Annotated in this window: 17 protein-coding genes; 8 read left to right on the forward strand and 9 right to left on the reverse strand. The window is 70.5% G+C overall.

Annotation, left to right across the window (positions count from 1 at the left end; translation table 11 throughout):
* Window positions 1-92: 92 nt before the first annotated feature.
* The 3 genes from ACWD3I_RS43085 to ACWD3I_RS43095 form a co-directional block, all read right to left on the reverse strand.
* On the reverse strand, window positions 93-1,760 hold the full coding sequence (locus ACWD3I_RS43085) for a hypothetical protein (protein ID WP_451084347.1): 1,668 nt from the start codon (window positions 1,758-1,760) through the stop codon (window positions 93-95).
* Between the two features lie 698 nt (window positions 1,761-2,458).
* Window positions 2,459-3,307 (reverse strand): SDR family oxidoreductase, encoded by an 849-nt coding sequence (locus ACWD3I_RS43090; RefSeq protein ID WP_365400265.1) that lies wholly within the window; start codon window positions 3,305-3,307, stop codon window positions 2,459-2,461.
* A gap of 108 nt (window positions 3,308-3,415) precedes the next feature.
* Window positions 3,416-4,333, reverse strand: a complete 918-nt coding sequence (locus tag ACWD3I_RS43095) for a helix-turn-helix transcriptional regulator (protein WP_365400268.1) — start codon at window positions 4,331-4,333, stop codon at window positions 3,416-3,418.
* Between the two features lie 152 nt (window positions 4,334-4,485).
* Here ACWD3I_RS43095 and ACWD3I_RS43100 point away from each other — a divergent pair, with 152 nt between their 5' ends.
* The 4 genes from ACWD3I_RS43100 to ACWD3I_RS43115 all read left to right on the forward strand — a co-directional run bounded on the left by ACWD3I_RS43100 (window position 4,486) and on the right by ACWD3I_RS43115 (window position 8,521).
* Window positions 4,486-5,337 (forward strand): aldo/keto reductase, encoded by an 852-nt coding sequence (locus ACWD3I_RS43100; RefSeq protein ID WP_365400271.1) that lies wholly within the window; start codon window positions 4,486-4,488, stop codon window positions 5,335-5,337.
* 80 nt (window positions 5,338-5,417) lie between these two features.
* Entirely contained in the window at window positions 5,418-6,197 is a 780-nt protein-coding gene (locus tag ACWD3I_RS43105) for an SDR family oxidoreductase (RefSeq protein WP_365400274.1), read from the forward strand.
* Window positions 6,198-6,289: 92 nt separating this feature from the next.
* Window positions 6,290-6,910 carry a flavodoxin gene (locus ACWD3I_RS43110; RefSeq protein ID WP_365400277.1) on the forward strand — a complete coding sequence of 207 codons (621 nt, stop codon included), beginning with the start codon at window positions 6,290-6,292 and terminating at the stop codon, window positions 6,908-6,910.
* A gap of 285 nt (window positions 6,911-7,195) precedes the next feature.
* A complete protein-coding gene (locus tag ACWD3I_RS43115) occupies window positions 7,196-8,521 on the forward strand; it encodes an MFS transporter (protein ID WP_365400280.1) in 1,326 nt (441 codons plus the stop codon).
* 8 nt (window positions 8,522-8,529) lie between these two features.
* Here the strand turns inward: ACWD3I_RS43115 and ACWD3I_RS43120 are convergent, their stop codons facing one another.
* Window positions 8,530-9,279, reverse strand: coding sequence for a class I SAM-dependent methyltransferase (locus ACWD3I_RS43120; protein ID WP_365400283.1), 750 nt, complete (start codon window positions 9,277-9,279; stop codon window positions 8,530-8,532).
* Between the two features lie 238 nt (window positions 9,280-9,517).
* Between ACWD3I_RS43120 and ACWD3I_RS43125 the strand changes: the two genes are divergently transcribed.
* Together ACWD3I_RS43125 and ACWD3I_RS43130 are read left to right on the forward strand one after the other, a co-directional pair.
* Entirely contained in the window at window positions 9,518-10,699 is a 1,182-nt protein-coding gene (locus tag ACWD3I_RS43125) for an FAD-dependent monooxygenase (protein ID WP_365400286.1), read from the forward strand.
* Window positions 10,699-12,237, forward strand: coding sequence for a hypothetical protein (locus tag ACWD3I_RS43130; RefSeq protein ID WP_365400288.1), 1,539 nt, complete (start codon window positions 10,699-10,701; stop codon window positions 12,235-12,237). The genes ACWD3I_RS43125 and ACWD3I_RS43130 overlap by 1 nt, the downstream gene beginning before the upstream one ends.
* 627 nt (window positions 12,238-12,864) lie before the next feature.
* On the opposite strand, the gene ACWD3I_RS43135 is transcribed toward ACWD3I_RS43130, so the two are convergent.
* The 3 genes from ACWD3I_RS43135 to ACWD3I_RS43145 all read right to left on the reverse strand — a co-directional run bounded on the left by ACWD3I_RS43135 (window position 12,865) and on the right by ACWD3I_RS43145 (window position 16,956).
* Window positions 12,865-14,571 carry a serine/threonine-protein kinase gene (locus ACWD3I_RS43135; protein WP_365400291.1) on the reverse strand — a complete coding sequence of 569 codons (1,707 nt, stop codon included), beginning with the start codon at window positions 14,569-14,571 and terminating at the stop codon, window positions 12,865-12,867.
* A 205-nt stretch (window positions 14,572-14,776) separates the two neighbouring features.
* A complete protein-coding gene (locus ACWD3I_RS43140; RefSeq protein ID WP_365400294.1) occupies window positions 14,777-15,886 on the reverse strand; it encodes a beta propeller repeat protein in 1,110 nt (369 codons plus the stop codon).
* Between the two features lie 2 nt (window positions 15,887-15,888).
* Window positions 15,889-16,956: a hypothetical protein gene (locus ACWD3I_RS43145; RefSeq protein WP_365400297.1), complete on the reverse strand. Its 1,068-nt coding sequence runs from the start codon at window positions 16,954-16,956 to the stop codon at window positions 15,889-15,891.
* 433 nt (window positions 16,957-17,389) lie between these two features.
* On the opposite strand from ACWD3I_RS43145, the gene ACWD3I_RS43150 reads away from it, so the two are divergent.
* Complete coding sequence (locus tag ACWD3I_RS43150; protein WP_365400299.1) at window positions 17,390-19,312, forward strand: rhamnogalacturonan lyase family protein; 1,923 nt, start codon at window positions 17,390-17,392, stop codon at window positions 19,310-19,312.
* A gap of 271 nt (window positions 19,313-19,583) precedes the next feature.
* Here the strand turns inward: ACWD3I_RS43150 and ACWD3I_RS43155 are convergent, their stop codons facing one another.
* Window positions 19,584-19,946 (reverse strand): SCO4402 family protein, encoded by a 363-nt coding sequence (locus ACWD3I_RS43155; protein WP_365400302.1) that lies wholly within the window; start codon window positions 19,944-19,946, stop codon window positions 19,584-19,586.
* Window positions 19,947-20,155: 209 nt separating this feature from the next.
* Between ACWD3I_RS43155 and ACWD3I_RS43160 the strand changes: the two genes are divergently transcribed.
* A complete protein-coding gene (locus tag ACWD3I_RS43160; protein WP_365400305.1) occupies window positions 20,156-20,518 on the forward strand; it encodes a hypothetical protein in 363 nt (120 codons plus the stop codon).
* Window positions 20,519-20,568: 50 nt separating this feature from the next.
* Here ACWD3I_RS43160 and ACWD3I_RS43165 read toward each other — a convergent pair.
* Window positions 20,569-20,799 (reverse strand): transposase (locus tag ACWD3I_RS43165; RefSeq protein ID WP_451084348.1); only part of this gene is annotated, 231 nt, incomplete at its 5' end.

A 20,799-nucleotide genomic window follows, 5' to 3' on the forward strand; every position in this document is an offset into this window, starting at 1 on the left:
TCCCGAGACCGTTCAGCCGATCGACCGCAGTCCTCGGGAAAGCGGGCAGTCCGGACCGCGTCGTACAGCCTGTACGGTCCGCTGGTTCGTGATCATCCGCAGCCGCTTTCGGCGGAGCGCCCGCTGGCGTACTCGGACGTCAGCCGGTACTCGCCCGCACGGTGCACGGTCACCTCGGTCCACAGGCCGTTCGCCCGCACGCAGGCCCCCTCGGCACGGAGCCACGGCGAGTACGCGATCCGCACGGTCACCGTCCCGGCGCGCGGCATCCACAGGGACAGGTCCGCCTCTCCCCCGTGCCTGACGTGGGCCGGAGCGGACACGAGCGGGCGGGCGTCACGGACGCGGTAGATCTTCCAGTACCGGTCGTGAAAGACCGGCTCCAGCCAGTCCTGCCCGGCCGCGATCAGGTCGGTCTCGCCCACCGCCGACCTCTCGGGAGTACCGGTGTGCACGACGACGTAACCGACCGCCCAGTGGCGCAGCCAGGCGTGGTAGCGCGGACCGTCCAGCGAACCGTCGTAGAACAGCCGCCCCCGCTCGACGTCGAGCTGCTGGTTCCAGCCCCGCATCAGTGGCACGTGCGGGGCCAGGAGGGTGGCGCCACGATGGTCGACGTCGGTCGGCATCTCCACTCGCGTGCGGTCGGCGCCCAGCCGGTCCAGTGCGGCGAACACCCCGTCGGCGTGCGAGGCCCAGGCCGGGACAGGATCCGGGCCGCGCAGATTCCCCAGCGACGTCAGACAGAGGTAGAACACGGACAGAGCGGCGACCAGCAGCGCCACCCCGCGCGAACGACTCCGCCGTATGCCATTGCGGGTCGCCGTGGAACGGTGATGGAGCGCGGCCGCGAGCAGTACCGCCGGGGCGAGATGCACGGCGAGCCGCTCCACGTTGGAGCCGATCGGCGAGGGGACCAGCCAGCACAGGACGACCCCGACCGCGTACACGACGGCCCCGGCCCGCACCACCCTCCACTCACGCGGAGCCGCCCACGCCACGGCGGCCGACAGCAGCACAGGCAGGACCATCCGGCTCGCCGCCATGGGCTGCTCGCCCTGGAAGGGGAACAGCAGGGTCGTGCAGCCGACCACGGCGATGGGCGGAACCGCGAGGGCGAGGGACTTGCCGTACTGCCGGTCCAGCAGATAGCCGGCACCCGCGACCAGCAGGAAGAGCCCTGCCACCGGACTGCCCAGGGTCGCCAGCAGGGCGCCGAGGGCAGCGGCGGTGAGCCGGGAGGGTCGGGGCCGACGGCCGGCCACGGTCAGCAGTCCCGCAAGTCCGAGGGCGAGGCCGAGGGCGAAGGTGGTGCGGCCCAGCGCGACGTTGTACCAAAGGCCCAGCGCGGCGACCAGGGCCGGCCACACCGCCACCCGCGGGACAGTGCGTTCCAGCAGCCGGGCCACCAGCCAGGTGGCGCTCACCCCGGCGAGGACGGAGACGGTACGGACGCCCAGCACCGCCATCAACGGCGGTGACAGCACGCTGTAGTTGGCGATGTGCGCTCCGCCGAACCAGAAGAGCCCGTACGGCGTGCCCGGGTGCCGGGTGAAGAACCCCGCCCACGCGTACTGCGCGGCGAGATCACCGCCGCCCGTCGCGAGGAAGAGAGCCCACACGCCGTACAGCGGGAGGACGGCGGCGACCGCGAGCAGCGGGACTCGGGACGCCTGAGGCACGGGCGACCGAGGTTCTCGGCGTCGTACGGACGGTGGGGAGAGAACGGGAGGCAGTACTGAGGGCGTTTGCAGGGCCATGACGGATTTCCGGGTTCGGTGAGGAGCCGTGAGGGGGAGGGCCGGGCCGTCTCAGAGGCGGCGGGACAGGATCAAGGCGCGCCGGGGCCGTCCGTGTCTCGATCCGCGGCTCCGGATGACGGGTGGCCGGCTTCGGGGTGGTCTGCCGTGGCCGGCGTCATCCGCTCAGCGGCCTGGGCGACCGCCGCCGTGCGCACGCGCGGTCCCGGGGGCCCTGGTCGTATCCGCACGCGGGAGCCCTCTCAGTGGAACCAGGCCCGCCCAGGGACCCACCATGCGGAGGGCTCCTGGAATCCGCGGACCCGAGCGAGTGTCACGGCCGGATCGACCCCGGCTGACATCACCACTCTCGCCGCGCGCACCCGCTCCTCGCCTCGGCCGATCGGCCATCCCTCGCACGGGTCACAGTCGCCCACCTCGGCCGATCGGCCATCCCCCGCGCACCATCACTCGGCCGCATGTGGAGGGCGCCCGAAGGCTCGTTCACCAGGGCCGACCCGGCTCACCGGTCTTCGGTCCGACCGTATTGCCGACGGCCGAGCGCAGAAGGCAGGCGGTGACCGGGGCCGTTTCGGCGCGCCATACGGCTCGCGTGGTTCGTGCCGTCCGCGACCCTGCACATCCGTGGACAGCCCTCCGCCCGGGTCCGGACTGCGGTCCCGGACCCGGGCGGATTCACGGCCTCGGCCGTCGGCTCGTTACGGCGTCGTCAGCTCACCCGCACGCAGCGCCGCGGTCACGCCACCATCCATCAGGAGGTCGGCCCCGGTGATGAAGCCCGCCTCCCGGCCGAGCAGGAAGGCAGCGGCCGCGGCCACCTCCTCGGCGGTGCCGAACCGTTTGGCCGCCGAGGTCTCGCGCACCTTGTCGAACCACTCGCGGCGCGGGCCGGAGAGCTCGTCCAGGGCCAGCGGGGTGATGATCACGCCGGGGCTGACGGCGTTGACGCGGGCGCCACGCTTGCCCCAAGCGGCGGCAGCGGTCTGCACACGCAGCGAGTTGGCCCGCTTGGACATGGCGTAGGCGTGGACGGAGGAGCCGAGCCGGTCCGGCTGGAGGAAGGGCAGCGCGAGCAGCTGCGACGTCTCGGTGGTCGCCAGCGCGTGCTCGATCTCGCGCGGGTAGGGGCTCTCCCGGTGCCCGGCCATGCTGGCGACCACGATGCCTGCCCCGCCCGGCGCGATCACACGGGCGAACGCGTCCAGGACATACGCCGTGCCCAGCAGATCGACGTGCAGCAGCCGCTCGATGCTCGCCTGCGTGGGCGAGACACCGGCGGCCTGGATCACCTGGGTGACCTCGCCCATCTCGGCGGCCGCGGCGGCCAGCGCCTCGACCTGGTCCTGATCGGAGATGTCGGTGGCCCGGACTGCCACCTCGTACCCTTCGCCGCGCAGCTGCTCGGCGGCCGCCTGCGAGGTCTTCTCGTCGTGCGCGGCCAGCAGCAGGGTACGGCCGGTACCGACACGGCGGGCGATGGCCAGGCCGATGCTGCCGGGGCCGATGACGACGACGATTTCCTTGGCGGGCCTGGGTTCCTTGCTCATGTCTCGCATTCCTTCGTTGCCCGGTGTCTCTACGGGGATGCGCGGCCCGCTGGTGGAGCTGCTGGTCCGCCTGGCGAGGATGTCCAGGGCTCGACCCCGAACAAACCGTCAGGACTGGCGGCGCCGTTGCTGCTCAGCCTTCTCGTCCGGGTGCCGGATGGGCTGGGGTGCGGTCATGTCGAGCAGGAGCATGGCGTCGTGGTCGGGGGTGCCGGGTTCGGCGGTGTAGACGCCGAGGCGCTGGCCGGGAGTGCCTTCGAGGTGCATGCTCTGACCGCTGAGAGTCAGGACACCGACCTCGGGGTGGTGGAAGGTCTTCTGGATCTTCTTGCGGCTGACGACGTCGTAGCGCTCCCACAGTTTGACGAAGTCGGGGCTCTTGAGCAGCAGTTCACCCACCAGGTCGGTGAGGTCGGGAGCGTCGGGGTCGATGCCGGACTGAGCGCGAAGCCGGGCGACGCAGCCGCGGACCTGGTAGTCCCAGTCCGGGAAGAGGGTGCGCGCGGTGGGATGCAGGAAGAGATAACGGGCGATGTTGCGCTGGGTGGCGGGCCAGTCGGCCAGTCCCGCGAACAGGGCGAGGCCGCCGGGGTTCCAGGCGAGCAGGTCCATGCTGCGGCTGATGACGTAGGCGGGGCTCGGGCGCAGGGTCTCCAGGACGAGCTTCAGGTCCGGGCGCACACTGCGGCTCGGCGGCGGAGGGGGTTCGGGGGCGTACCGCGCGGCCCGGGTGGCGAGCTCCCGCAGGTGCTGGTGCTCGGCCTCGTCCAGGTGCAGGGCGCGGGCGATCGCGTCCAGCACGGAGGGGCTGGGGCGGGTCTCCTTGCCGCGCTCCAGGCGGACGTAGTAGTCGATGCTGATGCCGGCCAGCGTGGCCAGCTCCTCGCGGCGCAGGCCCGGGGTGCGGCGCAGGTTCGTGCCCACGGTGAGGCCGACCTGGTCGGGGCTGGTCTGGGTACGCCGCGCACGCAGGAACCGGCCCAGCTCCGCGTCACTGCCCTTGTCTGTGCTCCGCTCGGATGCCATACCGCCAGTCTCACACCGCGCTGACCTGGGTGGCAGGCGCGTGGGGGGCCCTGTCATTACCCCGAACGCCGCTCCCCGGCACAGCTCGGCCTGCCACCCGGGCCGGAATGGCGGGATGCTCGAAGAACCCGCGAGACGTAAGGAACGCCCTCATGCAGACCGTCACCCTCAACAACGGCGCCGAAATGCCGCTCCTCGGCTTCGGCGTCTACCAGATCCCGCCGGAGCAGACCGAGCAGGCCGTCACCGAGGCGCTCGCCGCCGGCTACCGGCTGCTCGACACCGCCGCCGCGTACGGCAACGAAGAGACCGTCGGCCACGCGATCAAGAACAGTGGCATCCCTCGCGAGGAACTGTTCGTCACCACCAAGCTGTGGGTCCAGGACGCGCCCGCCGAGGCGAACACTCGACGCGCCTTCGAGACGTCGCTGGCCAAGCTCGGCCTCGACCACGTCGACCTGTACCTGATGCACCAGCCCTACGGCGACGTGTACGGCCAGTGGCGCGCCATGGAGGCCCTCAACCGCGAGGGCCTTGCCAAGGCGATCGGCGTCGCCAACTTCTACCCCGACCGGCTCCTCGACCTCGTCCTCAACAACGAGATCACCCCCGCGGTCAACCAGATCGAGACGCACCCGTTCTTCCAGCGCACCGGCGACCAGGAGCTCATGCGCGAGCACGGCGTCCAGATCCAGTCCTGGGGCGGGTTCGCCGAAGGCAAGAACGACCTGTTCACCAATGCGGTCCTGAGCGAGATCGGTGCGAAGCACGGCAAGTCCGTGGCACAGGTAGTGCTGCGCTGGCTGACGCAGCGCGGCGTCGTCGCGATCCCCAAGTCGGTCCGCGCCGAGCGCATGGCGGAGAACATCGACATCTTCGACTTCGAACTCGCCGACGACCAGATGGCCTCCATCGCCACCCTGGAAACCGGCAGTTCGCTGTTCTTCGACCACCGCGCCCCCGACATGGTCAGCCGGCTCAGCGCACGGCGCCTGGACAGCTGACCGGACGGACGGCACCACGACCGCACCAGAACAGACTCGCGCGGGTACCTCCGTCACACCACATGGAGCAGGGCTTCACCATGTCCCAGACGCAGCACATCACCGACGTACTCATGGTCGGCGCGACCGGCAGCATCGGACGGCTCGCGGTGGAGGCCGCACAACGGCACGGCCTGCGCCCGCGGGCACTGGTACGCGACGTACGGCGAGCCCGAGGGCTGCTTCCCGGCGTCGAACTGGTGCAGGGCGACCTTGAGGATCCCGCCTCCCTGCGGAGCGCGGTCGTCGGAGCCGACGCCATCGTCCTCACCCATGGATCCGGGGGCGACTCCCGCCCGGACGCCCGGGCGCACGTCGACTACGGCGGCGTGCGCAACATTCTGCGGGCCCTCGACGGCGCCCGGCCGCGCGTGGCGCTGATGACGTCCGTCTACGCCACGCGCAGCGACATCCCCGGCGCCACTCCGTGGAAGCGGCGCTCCGAGCGCCTCCTGCGGGCCGGCGGCCTGCCCTACACCATCGTCCGGCCCGGCTGGTTCGACCACGCCGGTCCGACGCAGCGTCGCCTCGTTCTGGAACAGGGCGGCACGGCCGACGGCGGGATCGCCCGCGACCAGATCGCCGAGACACTCGTCCAAAGCCTGCTGACCGACACCGCGTTGGGCAAGACGTTCGAGCTCATCGCCGACACGGGCGAGGAGCCGTCCGACTGGGCGGAGCTCTTCGGCGCCCTCAAGACCGACGAATCCGGCTCCATGGACGGCGTGCTGGACCCGTCCGACCTTCCCGTCGAAGCCGAGCCGCAGACGGTACGCGCGGACCTCGAAGCTGCCCGTTCCCTGCGCGGAACCAACGGATGACAGCGGCCGGACCCGGCACGCGGAAGGGCCAACCCGCTGCGCCACGGCGACGCATCCTCCTTCGCGGCGCACTCCTGGGAGGAGCCACCATCGTGACCGGTGTCCAGATCACAAGCTGTTCCACCTCGCAGCCAGGCGCGGCGGCACCGGAGGCCGGTGAGCGACCTGCGACGGTCCCCTTGTCCGGAAAGCGGATCCTGCTGGCCTACTTCTCCCGGCCGGGAGCGAACTACTTCAACGGCGGACGCACCGACCTCAGGACCGGAAACACGGAAGTCCTCGCCCGCATGATCAGCGAGCACATCGCGTGCGACGTGCACCGCATCGAAGCCGTCGATCCCTACTCCGACGACTACGACGAGACGGTCGCCCGCAACGTCCGCGAACAGAACGCCGACGCCCGGCCGACCATCGCCAACCCCCTGTCCTCGGTGGCGCGTTACGACGTGTTCCTGCTGGCCAGCCCCATCTGGAACGTCAGAGCACCCATGATCATGTCGACCTTCGCCGAAAGGTACGACCTCCGCGGGAAGACCGTTCATCCGGTCACGACGCATGCGATGAGCGGACTGGGTACGACCGAGCGCGACTACGCGGCCTCCTGCCCGGGCGCGACCATCGGAGAAGGGCTCGCGGTGCGCGGCGAGGAAGTCGGGACAGCCGATGCGGAGGTCCGGTCGTGGCTGCGGCGCATCGGTGCCGCGGACGAGTAGGGCTGTACGCCGGGTTCAGCCTGCTCGGCCCGACGCGAGAGGCGGGAGAAACCGCCTTTCGCGTCGGGCCGGCGACGGCTAGCGTCTGGTGCGGCGAGTCGCCCACGAGGAGTTGAGAGATGGTCGGTCTTCCGGGCGCGCGTTGACGTCGTAGGCCGTGACCGGCCCGTCATCGCGTGCTGCCCTTGTTGTCGCGGCACAGCGAGTCTTCTCCTGCCTGGACCGTCGGCGCACCTGTCGGGTGCCCGGTGGCAGGCCTCGTTGTCGGCAACCCGAGGGATCCCCGTGCCGTCCGCTTCCTCCGCTGAATGCGATTCCGGTCGATCCGTGCCGTCCAGCCTGTGGCGGGACAGCGACTTCCGCAGACTCTGGGTGGGGCAGACCGCCTCCCAACTCGGGGAACAAGCAGGTCTGGTCGTCCTTCCGCTCTTCGCCGTCCTGACGCTCCATGCCGGTGCGACCGAACTGGGCGTCCTGCGTGCCGTGGGGCAGGCGCCGATCCTGTTGCTCTCGCTGTTCGTCGGCGCGTGGGTGGACAGGTGGCGCACTCGCACGGTGATGGTGCTGACGGACGCGGGCCGGACCCTTGCCCTGGGTGCCGCAGCCGTGGCAGGCCTCTTCGGCTGGCTCGGCCTGCCCGCGCTGTTCGTGATCGCTTTCGCCGTCGGGGCCCTGTCGGTGTTCTTCGACGTGGCGTACCAGGCGTGTCTCGTACGACTGGTGCGACGCGAACAACTGGTGCGGGGAAACAGCGCCCTTGAGGGCAGCCGGTCCGCGGCGCAGATCGGCGGTCCCGCCCTTGGTGGCGCGTTGGTGTCGCTGCTGTCGGCGCCGATCGCCGCCGTCTCCAGCGCACTGTTCTTCGCCCTGTCGTTCCTGTCGATCCGCCGAATCCGTCGAGTCGAATCGACCTCCGGGCATGGGGAACGTCCCCCGCGGGTCTGGCGCCGGATCCACAAGGGCCTACGTTTCGTCGTCCGCGATACGGCACTGCGGACCGTGTGCCTGGCCTCAGCCGCCTTCCAGTTCTCGTTCGCGGCCGTGATGACCGTCTATCTGCTCTTCCTGCCGCGGGAACTGCACCTGTCCGGCGCTGCCGTAGGGCTGGCCCTCGCCGCGACAGGGCCGGGCGCGCTTCTGGGCTCCGTCCTGGCAGCCCGTCTGCCCAACCGGTTCGGGTACGGCCCGGTACTCGTGGCCGCGGCGGCACTCGGCGACGGCGTGTTCTTGTGTGTACCCGCGCTGCACGGCTCCCCCGCGGTGACCGTTCCCGCGCTCCTCGCGGTCAACTTCGTGTTCGGGGTCGGCAGCCAGTTGGTGAATGTGGCGGTCATGGCCGTCCGGCAGACGATCACTCCGGACGGAATGCAAGGCCGCGCCGCCGCGACGATCACGTTTGTCGGCATGGGGCTCTCCCCGCTCGGCTCGCTGCTCGGCGGATTCCTCGCGGAGGCCTGGGGATTGCGCACCAGTCTCCTGGCGACAGCCACAGGCATGCTGCTGTCCCCGTTGGTGATGGCTCTGTCCCCGCTCGTAAGCCTTGGACGCACGCTCCCGACCTCGCAGAGCGCGCCGCAGACGGCTGACCGTGCGAAGGGCAACTCGGGGTGATGACCTGGTCAGCCGGCCTGGAGCCGGAAGTGCAGCAGGCCGGTGTCATCGGCCGGGGCGGGCTTGCCGTCAGGATCGGTGACCGCGCTCACGGTCAGGCCGGCCGTCGCGGCCAGCTTCTCGAACTGGTCCCGGGTGTACCAATGCAGGATCCAGGGGCGTTCCACAACGCTGCTGTCCGACGCATGGTGGCGTTCGTAGCGCAGTAGCGTCGTCTGTGTTCGAGCTGTCTCGTCGCGTTGTTCGGCGACGACGGACACGCGAAGCTCGGCGCCATCGGGTGCGGCAGCCGTGCGGACGCGGCCGATCTGTTCGGCCGGGGTCGGTGCCGGGGTGAACAGCGGCACCAGGGCGGTGCCGCCCTCCGCCAGGTGAGCGCGGATGCCGCGCAGGGCGGCCAGCGCCGCGTCGTCGTCGGGGAGCAGGGTGAAGGTCGGTCCGGCGAGGAAGATCGCCCGGTAGCGGCGGGGCAGCTTCAAGGCCTCCATGCGCTGCTGGAACACGGTCGCACGGATGCCTTGCTCGTCGGCCCGGCGACGGAGGCGGTCGAGCATGTCCGCGGAGGAGTCGACGCCCTCGACCTCCAGACCGCGCCGGCGCAGTTCGAGCAGAGGGTCACCGTCGCCGCACCCCAACTCCAGTGCCGGCATGCCGGCTCGCTGAACGAAGGCCGCATAGGGCTCGGGGTCCTGGGAGAAGGACTTCAGAGGTCCGTAGAGCTCTGCGACGATGCCGGTGTAGAAGTCAGCTGGGTCCACGCCGTCACCCTAAGCAGCGCACGCCGTCCGTTCACTCGAATATCAAGGCCAGGGCACCGCCGATGAGTCACCTCCCGGCTCCGCATCAAGGGCACGGGAGGCACGTTGACAGGCGTCTGTCGACATGTTGCTATGAGGCGCTGCTCAGCCGGACCTGCGTCGCGTCGCATACCGCTCGGGCACCGGATCGACGGCCACCAGAGCGGGGGCAGTGCCCCTTAGTACAGAGCGAGGAACCATGCCGCAGCGCGCTGCGACCATCGTCGGCGGCGGCATCGGCGGGCTCGCGGCAGCCATCGCCCTGTATCGCCGGGGCTGGCGTGTCGAGGTGCTGGAACGGGCTCCGGAGTTCACCGAGATCGGTGCCGGCATCTCCCTGTGGCCGAACGCGCTGCGCGCACTCGAGGCGCTCGGCCTGGCCGACACCGTCCGGGCACTGGGCGCAGTCGAGGCCGCAGGCGGCGTACGCGACCGCCGGGGCCGGTGGCTCTCCCGCACGGACAACGCGGAACTGGCACGCCGCTTCGGCCACCCCCTGATGGTCCTGCACCGCGCCGACCTGTTGCGGGCGCTCACCCAGGCGCTGCCCGCCGAGAGCCTACGGCCGGGCAGCGAGGTGTCCGCGGTTCTCGACGACGGCCACGGCCCGGTCGTGGATCACGGTGGGGGGCAGTCCCGGCCCGACCTCGTCATCGGTGCCGACGGGCTGCGCAGTGTGGTCCGGCGCGCGCTGTGGCCCGAAGCGGCCGCCCCCAGGTATGCCGGTTACACCGCCTGGCGCATGGTCACCGAGCCCCTCCCCCAGCCGCCCGCCGAGGGCGCGGCGACCTGGGGCCGCGGGGAGAGGTTCGGCTACACGGCGCTGCCGGGCGGGCGGATGTACTGCTTCGCTACCGCGTCGCTCCCGGCCGGAGCGGCCTCCGCCTCCTCCGAGTACGCCGAGCTGCTGCGCCGGTTCGGATCCTGGCCGGATCCCGTCCCCGCCCTGCTGGCCGCCGTCCCCGCGGACGCGGTGCTCCGCCACGACCTGTACGACCTGCCGCCCCTTCCCTCCTTCGTCCACGGGCGCATCGCGCTGCTGGGCGACGCGGCCCACGCGATGACCCCCAATCTGGGCCAGGGCGCCTGCCAGGCGCTGGAGGATGCGGTCACCCTCGCCCACTGCCTCGACAGCACCCCGGACGTCACCGCCGCGCTCCGCTCGTACGACCTGCTGCGCCGCCCGCGCACCCAGGCCATCACCCGCCGCTCCGCCCGGCTCGGCGCCCTCGGCCAGCTGTCCTGGCCACCAGCGGTGTTGCTGCGCGACATCGCCGCCCGGCTGACACCGACGCGAGCGACCCTGCGTTCCATGACGCCGGTGCTCGGCTGGACCGCACCCGATGACCGGACGACCGCGACACAGAGCGAGACCCACTGATGCCGGACTGGACCTATCACCCGCTGCGCCGGGCGGCCGCCGCCGTCCTCGGCCGACGCCGTTCACAGCGCACCGCGCTGGGGATGCTCGCCCGGATCGGCTCCCGCCCCGCCGGCGCGCGACTCATCGCCCGCGGGTTCGGCCACCGCCATCCGCCGCGGCAGCTCGCCGGCGACATCGTCGGCGTACCCGTGACCGTCCGCCTCGGCATCTCCGTCCCGCCCTCGCTCGCCCGCGCAGCGGTACACGCCATGCCCCCGCTCGGGGCCGGTGTCGTCGAGGTGGCGCCCGTCGCGGCGGCCGACGCCGAGACGGTACGCAAGGCCGCTGCCGGCCGCACGATCCCGCTGGTCGTCCGCACCTGCGACCCCGAGGTCGAGGCCGCTCTCAAACCCCATGTCGACGGGTTCACCAGCGACGACGACCCGCACCTGGTCCACGTGTCCGACCCGTCGGTCACCGCCGCGGCCGCCGCGCTCCAGGAGCCGGGCACGGTCGTGCTCGCCCGGCCCGGGGTGCTCGTCGAGTCCGGACCCGGCTGGTTCGCCCGGGTCACCGAAGCGGCCACTCCGACCGCGCCCGCTCCACACCTACGGGACGTCGGCCTCGACCCCCGCCGCTGGCCCGCCTGGTGGTGGGCGCTGCTCGTCGGGCTCGGGATGACGGGCGCCGGACTCGGGGCCGCGGCGATCACCCTCGGGCCGGTACTGCTCTGGTACGACCGCGACTACCTCGGCATGACGCTGCACGACCTGCACGCCGCCAACCACCACCTCGTGCACTTCCTCCAGCACGACCGGATCACCATGGCCGGCACGATGGTGGCGATCGGCGCCCTCTACACCGGCCTCGCCGTGGGCGGAATCCGACGCGGCTGGCCCTGGGCCCGCGAGGTGTATCTGCTCTCGGGGGCCATCGGCTTTCCCACCCTGTTCTACTTCCTGGCCACCGGCTTCGTGGAACCCCTGCACACGGCCACCACCCTCGTCCTGTTCCCGATGTTCGTGGCCGGGGTCCGCCGGACCCCGCACGCACCCCGCTGGCGCCTGGCCCCCGAGGGACCGGAGCCGGAGCGCCGACGGGCGCTGACCGGCCAGCTTCTCCTGATCGTCACGGGGGCCGGGCTGTTCGTCGGCGGCGCGGTGATCTCCGTGGTCGGCCTCACCGGCGTCTTCGTGCCGACCGACCTGACCTTCCTCGGCACCAGCGCGCAGGCGCTGGAAGCCGTCAATCCCCGGCTCGTGCCGTTCGTCGCCCACGACCGCGCGGGGTTCGGTGGCGCCCTGATGTCCGCGGCCGTGGCGATCCTCCTGCTCAGCGCGTGGGGCTGGCGGCGGGGTGAGGCCTGGGTGTTCTGGACCCTGGCCGCGGCGGCGACCGCCGGCTTCCTGCCCGCCGTCGTGGTCCACGGAGTGATCCACTACACCAGCTTCATCCACCTCGCACCGGTCTACATCGGCATCGCCCTGACCAGCACCGGGCTACTGCTCGCGCGCCCCTACCTCTGCGCCAAGACGCCGGCCCCGCCACGCGACTGACGGGCAGCCCCGGAGAGAGACCCGAGCGGCGCATGTCACGCAGCGGGACGGCACTCGGGCAAGGGGACAGTCACCGTGGCGACCTCGGTGCTGCGAAGGAACATGGCCTCTTCGTACTCGCTGAGCGCGGCCTCGATGTCGTCGGCGAGCGCGGCGTGGGCCTTGGGGATCGGGCCGCCCGGTGATCCCCGGCCGGCCTCCTCCGGAAAGATCCCGACGCTGACCGACAGGCCACCGACATCGCACCAACAGCGCCCGACAACCGACCGACACCACGCCGCTGGTGATCGTGACAGAGGTCTGGCCCGCCGCTACGGGGGAGAGCGACGGGCCAGCGTCTCCACAGTGCCACAGCCGCGCACGAGATGTGCGGCGTCACGGGAAAGCCGCGCGGCTCAAGGTGGTCCAGAAGGCCGGAAACACACAGAGCCTGTCCCGAGTGCGACGGGACAGGCTCTGCTTCTGAGCGCCGGGCAGGCCTTGCACCTGCATCTCCCCGCAGGAAGCGGGGCGTCTTTCCTTGGACCACCAACGCGCGACCGGAAACCAGGAGTTCTGGCGACCAGCTCAAGATCAAGCATAGCGGATACTCAACGGCCGACGGACACGGGCGACCGCGCGAAACGGTCAGTCCTCTGCCGGGTTCACCTCCGTCACCTTGCCCTTGGTATCGGTCTGGAGGTAACCGGCACGGCCGTACTTGTCCGACAGGTAGACCGACAGTCCGAACGAGGGGTTGAAGACGCTGGGTTGGCGCACCAGCACATATCGGGTCTCGACCTCCTTGACGTTCAGCTTCTTTTCCGCCTCTGCCAAGAGAGCGGGAATACTGTCCCAGTTGAAGTCTTCGACGGCGAAAGGCTTGTCGCCACTCGGCAGGGTGCTGTCGATGATGCTCTTCTCCGCGCCCTTGCCCGGGCGGTAGTCGTACGTCTCGTATGCGGTGTCACTGCCGTCGACCATCATCTGAGCCGTCACGTAGTCGTCGTAGACGGAGAAGCTTCCGAACCTCTTCCGCCCGCTCTCCTTCTCCAACGCCTTGATGGCGATGCGGATGTTGGCGGGGGTGAGCATGCTCCCCGTCGCGGTCTCCTGCGAATCCGAGCCGGCGGAAGGCGAGCCCGACGTCGGCGTCGAGACTGAGGTGGGTGTTGAGGACGACGTGGGCGTCGACGGGCCTCCCGTGTTCAGGTCGGCGGATCCGTCGTCCAGGGGCAGCAGCCACCACAACAGGGCTACGGCGCCGACGAGCGAGGTTCCCGACAGGCTCAGCAGCAAGGGGCGGCCCGGGGCGCGTCGGCGTGGCGCTCGGGTAGGGGCGATCACCGATTGAGGTGCTGTCGGCCCTTGGATCGGGTTGGCCGAAAGGGGCCCGAAGGCGGCAGGAGTGGCGGGCGCGCCGGGGTACCAAGGGCCCGTGGGCGGCGACGGTGCGGGCAGGGGGTACGAGGTGGGTTCGTCGCGCGGGGGCGTCGGGCCCGTCGTCGGCTCCGCCTCGATCACGGCCAGTCTTCGGTCCAGGACCGCGGCGGAGGCCCGCGCTGCCGGGTCCCGTACCAGCACGCTCATCAGGACGTCACCGAGGAGGCCGGCCCGTACCGGTGGCGGCACGTCCTCGTGGAGGACAGCGGCGAGCGTGGCAAGGGTGCTGGCCCGACGCAGCGGGTGGTGGCCCTCCACCGCGTTGTAGAGCATCATCGCCAACGACCACAGGTCGGACGCGGGTCCGCCCTCGTGGCCCGAGATGCGCTCCGGCGCCATGAAGTCGGGTGTGCCGATGATGGAGCCGGTGGCGGTGAGGCTGGTCGTCTCACGGATCGCGGCGATGCCGAAGTCGGTGAGGACGGGGCGCCCGTCCGGCCGTAGCAGGACGTTGGCGGGCTTGACGTCCCGGTGCTGGATTCCGGCGTCGTGCGCCGCGGTCAGTGCGGCCAGTACCCCGCGGCCGATCCGTGCCGCCTCGGCCGGCGGCATCGGTCCCTGCGCCAGCCGGTCGGCGAGCGAGCCGCCGCCGACCAGCTCCATCACGATCCACGGGTAGGTGCCCTCGCCGCCGTCGACGATGTGGTGGATGGTGACGACGTTGGGATGGTCGATCCGGGCCAGAGCCCTGGCCTCGCGCAGCACGCGCTCACGCAGCATCCGCGCGGCCTCGGGATCGTACTCGGCGAGGTCGCGGTCCGGCGGACGGACCTCCTTGATCGCCACCAGCCTGTGCAGGACCAGGTCCCTGGCCCGCCAGACCATTCCCATCCCGCCGCCGCCGAGGCGGCCCTCCAACTCGAAGCGCCCGTCGACAACTCGTCTGCCGGGACCTCCGTCTGCCTCACTCATGGGCGGGAGCTTAGTTGGCACCACCGACATCGTTCGACGGCCCCCAAGCTGCCGGTCCAAGGTCGTGTTCCTGCCGCGTCACGATCAGGGCTGGGCGGCGTGGAGGATCGGACAGCGCACCCGCCAGGCCGACGAGCACCCCCGGACCTCCCCGATGTGCCACCAGCCTGTCCAACGGCCTCCGGACAGAACCCCGTTGGCCATCTCACTCGAACCGCAGGATGCGCGGGGCGAAGGTGCCCTCGGGGCCGTCGGCGCGGCCGACCGACCACACCGTCGACGTGCCCGGCACCGGTGCCAGCCGTAGCGTCCTGGAGTCCCCCTCCCCGGCCACCGCCGGTTCGCTGTACTCGGCGAACGACTGTCCGTTCCAGGCGAGGAAGTCCGGTCCGGGGACCCACGGCGGAGTGCTGCCCGGCGGGCCCCACTTCTGCGAGCGGGCCACCGCGACCCAGCCCAGCTCGCCGGACGCGGTGGGCGACAGTGACGTGATGCCGCCGAAGTCGGTGGGCACGGTCGCATGGCTCCACTCATGTCCGTCGAAGCGGACCAGCAGCGGCGGGATCGGCCGGCCCACCGGACCTCCGACGAACCCGGCCGTGCCACCCGCCCACACCTCCGTCGGCGAGACCGCCAGCACGCTGCCCACGGCCGAGCGCGGGAACCCGTCCACGATCGTCTGCTCCCACATCTGCCCGTCCCAGTGCGACACCGCCGCGCCCGAGCTGGTCTCGCCCGCGGCCCAGACGTCGTCCGCCGCCAGGATGTGCAGGCCGTACACGGCCCCCGGTGGCGCCGGCACGTCCTGCCAGCCGCGCCCGTCCCAGCGCAGCAGTACCTGGGCGCCGTCCCGCGTGCCGATCAGCCAGGTCTCGCCGCCACCGGAGACCACTCTGCTCAGCAGGACACCCCGCGGCGGCCGGCTCTCGCGCCAGGCAGTGCCGTCGTAGCGCAGGAGGTGCGTGCCGCCCGCCGAGTCGCGGCCGACCGCCCAGACGGTGGTCGGTGAGGTCGCGGCGACGGACAGCAGCTCTCCCTGCCAGCCGATCCCGGGCAGGTTCTGGCGCTGCCAGGTGGTTCCGTCCCAGCGCAGCACCAGCGGGAAGCCCGGTGCCTCGCGGCCGACGGCGTCGGCACCGACCACCCAGCCCCGGTCCGGCCCGAGCGCCACGGCCTCGTTCAGTGCGGCCTGGGGACGTACCTGTGCCGGCACGGGAACGTGTTGCCAGGACTGGGATTCCGCCGTGGCCGTGGTCATGAAGGTGATGAGGGTCAGGGCGACGGCGAGAGCCGCGACGAGAAGTCTGCGCGCCATGGTCAGCCTCCCAGCCGCTCGCTCATCAGGTTCGGTTTCGAGCCGTAGATCTCGACGGTCCCGAAGGACAGCAGTGAGGACCCGGCCCTCGTCAGTGCGCTCGGTTTGACGTCGATCGCGTTCGTGCGCTCCGGGCCGTAGGAGAAGGTGGTGCGGGGGCCGTCCACCCGTGCGTACTTCGACTGGAACGCACGGTCGCTGCGCACCGGCAGCCACAGGGCGCCGTCCGGGCCGCGCGTCATGCCCTCGGTGTACGTGTCACCCAGGGAGGGGTAAGTGGTGCGCCAGGTACGCCCGTTGAAGGTCATCAGGTAAGTGCGGGACACGCCGTCGGTGTACTGGCTGCCCCCGATCGCGGCCCGGCCGGACGGTTCGAGCAGGATCGTGTGCACGTTGCTGTTCGGCGGCAGCGGCACCTGCGCGTCCCGCCACACCGTGCCGTCCCAACGCAGGACGGTGGTCCCGGTGTCGGTGTCCGCCCAGGCCCAGGCATCGGTGGCCGTACGCGCGGTGACGCCCATCAGGTAGAGCACTCCGTCCGGGGTGGACTGCGTGGTCCAGCCGGAGCCGTCGTAGTGCAACACCTTCAGCCCGGTGTCGTCTTCACCGACCACCCACGCGGCGCCCGGTACGGCGGTGAAGTCCTGGTAGACCCACAGGTTCTGCGGCAACTGGACGGCACTCCATCCGGTCGCCGACCGGCGCAGGATCTCCCCTGTCCCCGCGCGGTTGTGGAAGATCCACACCTCTTCACCGACGAACTGCACCTTGCCGAGCCAGCCCAGCTCGTCGGCTCCGGGGAAGGTGGTGTCCCGGTTCCATGCCGTGCCGTCCCAGCGGTACAACATCGGCCGCAGTCCGTCGGAGGCGTGCTCGTACCCGGTCGCCCACGCCTCGCCCGGCCCGCGGGCGGCGAGATCGGACACGGTCACCGGCGGGGCGGCGGCCGGCACCGGCAGCGCCGACCAGCTCGGCTTCGAAGCGTCGGCGGGCGGCGCAGCCGCGGCCGGTGACACGACCGTGGCGCATGCGATCACAAGGCAGACGATGACTGTGCGGAGACCGTTCACGAGACCCCCCAGTACGCGACGGTCGCACACGGTATTGGCGTTCACCCACCGGGAACAGACGGCATTCGGCCATCACGGTTCTCTCTGGAGGACGTCCGTGTCGTGGGCTCCTGGAGTCACGAGGGCAGGTTGTCGGGCGGCCTCCCACCTCCTGCACACCGTGCTGAGGTGCAAGCGTTTTCACATCAAGATCGCGCCGCCGATCAGAACACGATGACCGGTCTGAACTCTACAGATGCAGCCATGCGTTTTATCTTGACGCGTACGCATCACGATGCTTCCATCGCCACCGTGCAAACGCTTCAACTCCGGACGGCTCGTTGGCGACCGATCGGCGCGAGGTCACGCCAGCGAGGCGGCCACTGGGGCAGCCGAGCCCGGGTCCGCTGCACCTCACCACGAACGCAACCGAGAGCAACCCAAGGAGACCGTCGTGCATTCAACGCATCGGTGGCGAGCCGCCCACCGGCTCCCCGTCGCCGTCTCAGCGGTCCTGGCCGTCTGCGCCACACTGGCCGCCGCCCCGGGAAGCGTCGCCTCGCCCGGCCCGGCCGCGGCCGGCGATGTGACGATCCAGGCCGCGCGCGTGATGGAGAACCTCGGACGCGGGGTCGTGGCGGTGCGCTCCGGCAGCAGCCAGGTCCTGTTCTCCTGGCGGCTGTTGGGCCTGGACCCGGAGGGCATCGGCTTCAACGTGTACCGCTCCACCGGTGGCGGCGCATACACCAAGCTCAACACCGCCGTCCTGACGGGCGGAACCAACTACACCGACTCCACGGCCGACTTGACGCGGTCCAACAGCTATCGCGTGGCCGCGGTCGTGGGCGGCCAGGAACAGGCGCCCAGCGGGGCCTTCACGTTGACGGCCAACCACGCGACGGAACCCGTGGTCCGCGTGCCGCTGCGCTCCGGCGGTCCGGTGAAGTTCGTCTGGGTCGGCGACCTCGACGGCGACGGCGAGTACGACTACCTGGTGGACCGGCAGACCTCGCCCCAGAAGCTCGAGGCCTACAGCAGCGACGGCGACTTCCTCTGGGACGTCGACATGGGGCCGAACAGCCAGAACCAGGACAACATCGAACCCGGGTCGTCCGCGATCGACGTAGGCCACTGGGACGGTGTCACGGTCTACGACTTCGACAGCGACGGCCGAGCGGAAGTCGCCCTCAAGATCGCCGACGGCGTCAGGCTCGGCGACGGAACGACCTGGACGCACGCGGACGACGCGCGACAGTTCATGGCCGTCCTCGACGGCCGGACCGGAGCACTGCGCAACTGGGCCGCCATACCCACCACTTACCTGAGCGACGGCCCGATGGGGGCGCGTCTCGGGGTGGCGTACCTCAACGGCGCCACGCCCAGTCTGGTCGCCTACATGAAGAACCGGCGCGACGACGGCGCGTTCAACCTGATGATGGCGGCCTGGAGGTTCACCGGCAGTGCACTGAGGCAGGAATGGACGTGGCTGCGCGGCAGCCAGAACGCACCCGACGGCCACAACACCCGAGCCATCGACGTCAACGGCGACGGGACGGACGAGGTCGCCGAGATCGGGTTCGTCCTCAACGGCGACGGCACCCTGCGCTACTCCATGGGCCCCCAGGGCATCATCCACGGCGACCGCTTCCACATCGCCGACATGGACCCCAGCCGCCCGGGCCTCGAGGGCTACGGCGTCCAGCAGGACAACCCGAGCGGTCTGCTCGAGTACTACTACGACGCGGCGAGCGGCTCCATCATCTGGAAGCACAACGGCGGCCCCGCCGACGTCGGACGCGGCATGGCCGCCGACGTCGACGCGCGCTTCCCCGGCATGGAGGTCTGGTCCTTCTCGGGCCTGTTCAACGCAGCCTCCAACCAGCTGACCGAACCGAACACCTCACTACGGCCGTGGCCTCAACTGGGCCTGTGGTGGGACGGCGACCTCACCACAGAGCTCCTCAACGACGGCAAGATCGAGAAATGGAACCCGCTCAACCCGACATCGACCGGCAGCCTCCCCCGTCTGGTCAGCACCTGGAACTACGGCGCCGTCACAGCCGCCCAGGGCGGCCCCACCCTCGTCGGTGACATCCTCGGCGACTGGCGCGAGGAGGCCGTCTACACCAACGCGTCCTACAACGAACTGATCATCTTCACCACGAACCAACCGACGAACACCCGCCTCTACACACCGGCCCACAACCCCGCCTACCGCAACGCCATGACCTTCAAGGGCTACATGCAGTCCCATCACGTCGACTACTTCCTCGGGGCCGGCATGTCCCCGGCGTCCCGGCCGAACATCGCCTATGCGGGGAGCGCTGCCGCGGGCGCGGCGGAAGCACGGGCCAGCGCGACCGGCTCGGGCGGCTAGGAGCTGGTCTCCTTGAAGGGGCCGCCTGTTGATCGAAGACGTCTGTCCGGTGAGCCATTGCCGATGCGGCACGTGCGGCACGGGGCCGGATCGGCCTGCTGATGCCGACTGATCTGGTTTGGGGTTGGGGTTGGGTGCCGCGTAGGGCCACCGCCGCGCTTGTCCGCCGGTGCACCTGGGCGTTGTCACGCGGCTGGACACTCACCCCTGCGTCTCTTGTCGAGGGCCGGTGCTGGGCTCGGCATTGTGCAGAACTGCGAGTTCCTGAAGGTCATTTCGCGACCATGACCTGAGCAAGACGACCTGCGACGGCGACCACGTCCGGCCAGGAGGGTGCCCGGAGATACTCCGCGTCGGTATCGCCGGGCGCCTCATCTCCAGCAGCGTTGAGCGCGACGCCCAACTCACGCATGAGAGCGACCTCTTCCTCCGTCCTCAGACTGACCCTGAGGTATCGCTCGGGCTCGTCCGCGTCGCAGAAGTCGTCGAACAGCGTGTGGAATACGTGGTCCAGATTCTCGAATGTCGAAGGGTCGAGCCATACGGCCCGCTGCCAAGGCGGGTTGGCCAGAGCCAGGACCACGGGTACGACGTGGACTCGGTGGTTCGCTATGAGGCGGGCGTCTTGGCTCACGGGGGCGAGCCTCGGTCGCATGGTCCGGCACGACCTCTTCGTCGCGAACTGCTGGTCAAGTCCCATCGAGGGTCGGTGGGTTGGTCGGAACACTGCTGGTGGTCTGCTGAGGTCAGGAGAGTTGCTGTGCTGCCTGTATCGGTACCGGGCCAGTGTCCGGCCGATACGATGCGCAGGCTGGGCATTGTCCATGCAGTGGGGGAGGCGTAATGAGGATCAAAGACCCGGAGTATCCGGCAGCGATCGAAGCGGCCGTGGAGATCCTGCGGAAGCATGCCCGGCAGGGGCAGACCATCACGTATGGGGAGCTGAGCGCCGAGTTGGCGACACATGGCTTCGACTCCATCCCGCCTCACCGTGGAATCATGACCTACCTGCTCAAGGACGTCTGTCTCCACCGCAACGACGACGGACGAGCACCGATGCTCTCGGCGATCGTGGTGAACAAGGCCAGTCGGGAGCCGTCTGAGCAGTTCTCCGGCCTGGCCCGAACCCTGCCCTTCTCCCGGCCGACCAACTGGAGCTGGCGGGACGAGCAGCAGCAGGTGTTCGCTCAGCATCGCAAAGAATGACGTCGGCCCTCGGTACCCGCTTCAGGCCTGCGGCCAACTAAGACGGTGTCCTACGTGGTGAGGCGGACGTATCGCTTGTAGCAGCAGATGGCTGCGGCGAGTCCGAGAAAGGCCAGGTAGTTGCGGGGATTGCGTTCATATCGGGGGCTGAGTCGGCGGTAGCCGGACAGCCACGAGAGGGTCCGCTCGATCACCCAGCGGCGGCGGCCCAATCGTTCGCTGGACTCGATGCCCTTGCGGGCGATGCGCACTCCGATGCGCTTGCCTCGTAACCATTTTCG

This window comes from Streptomyces sp. NPDC002817 (genome assembly GCF_053592055.1).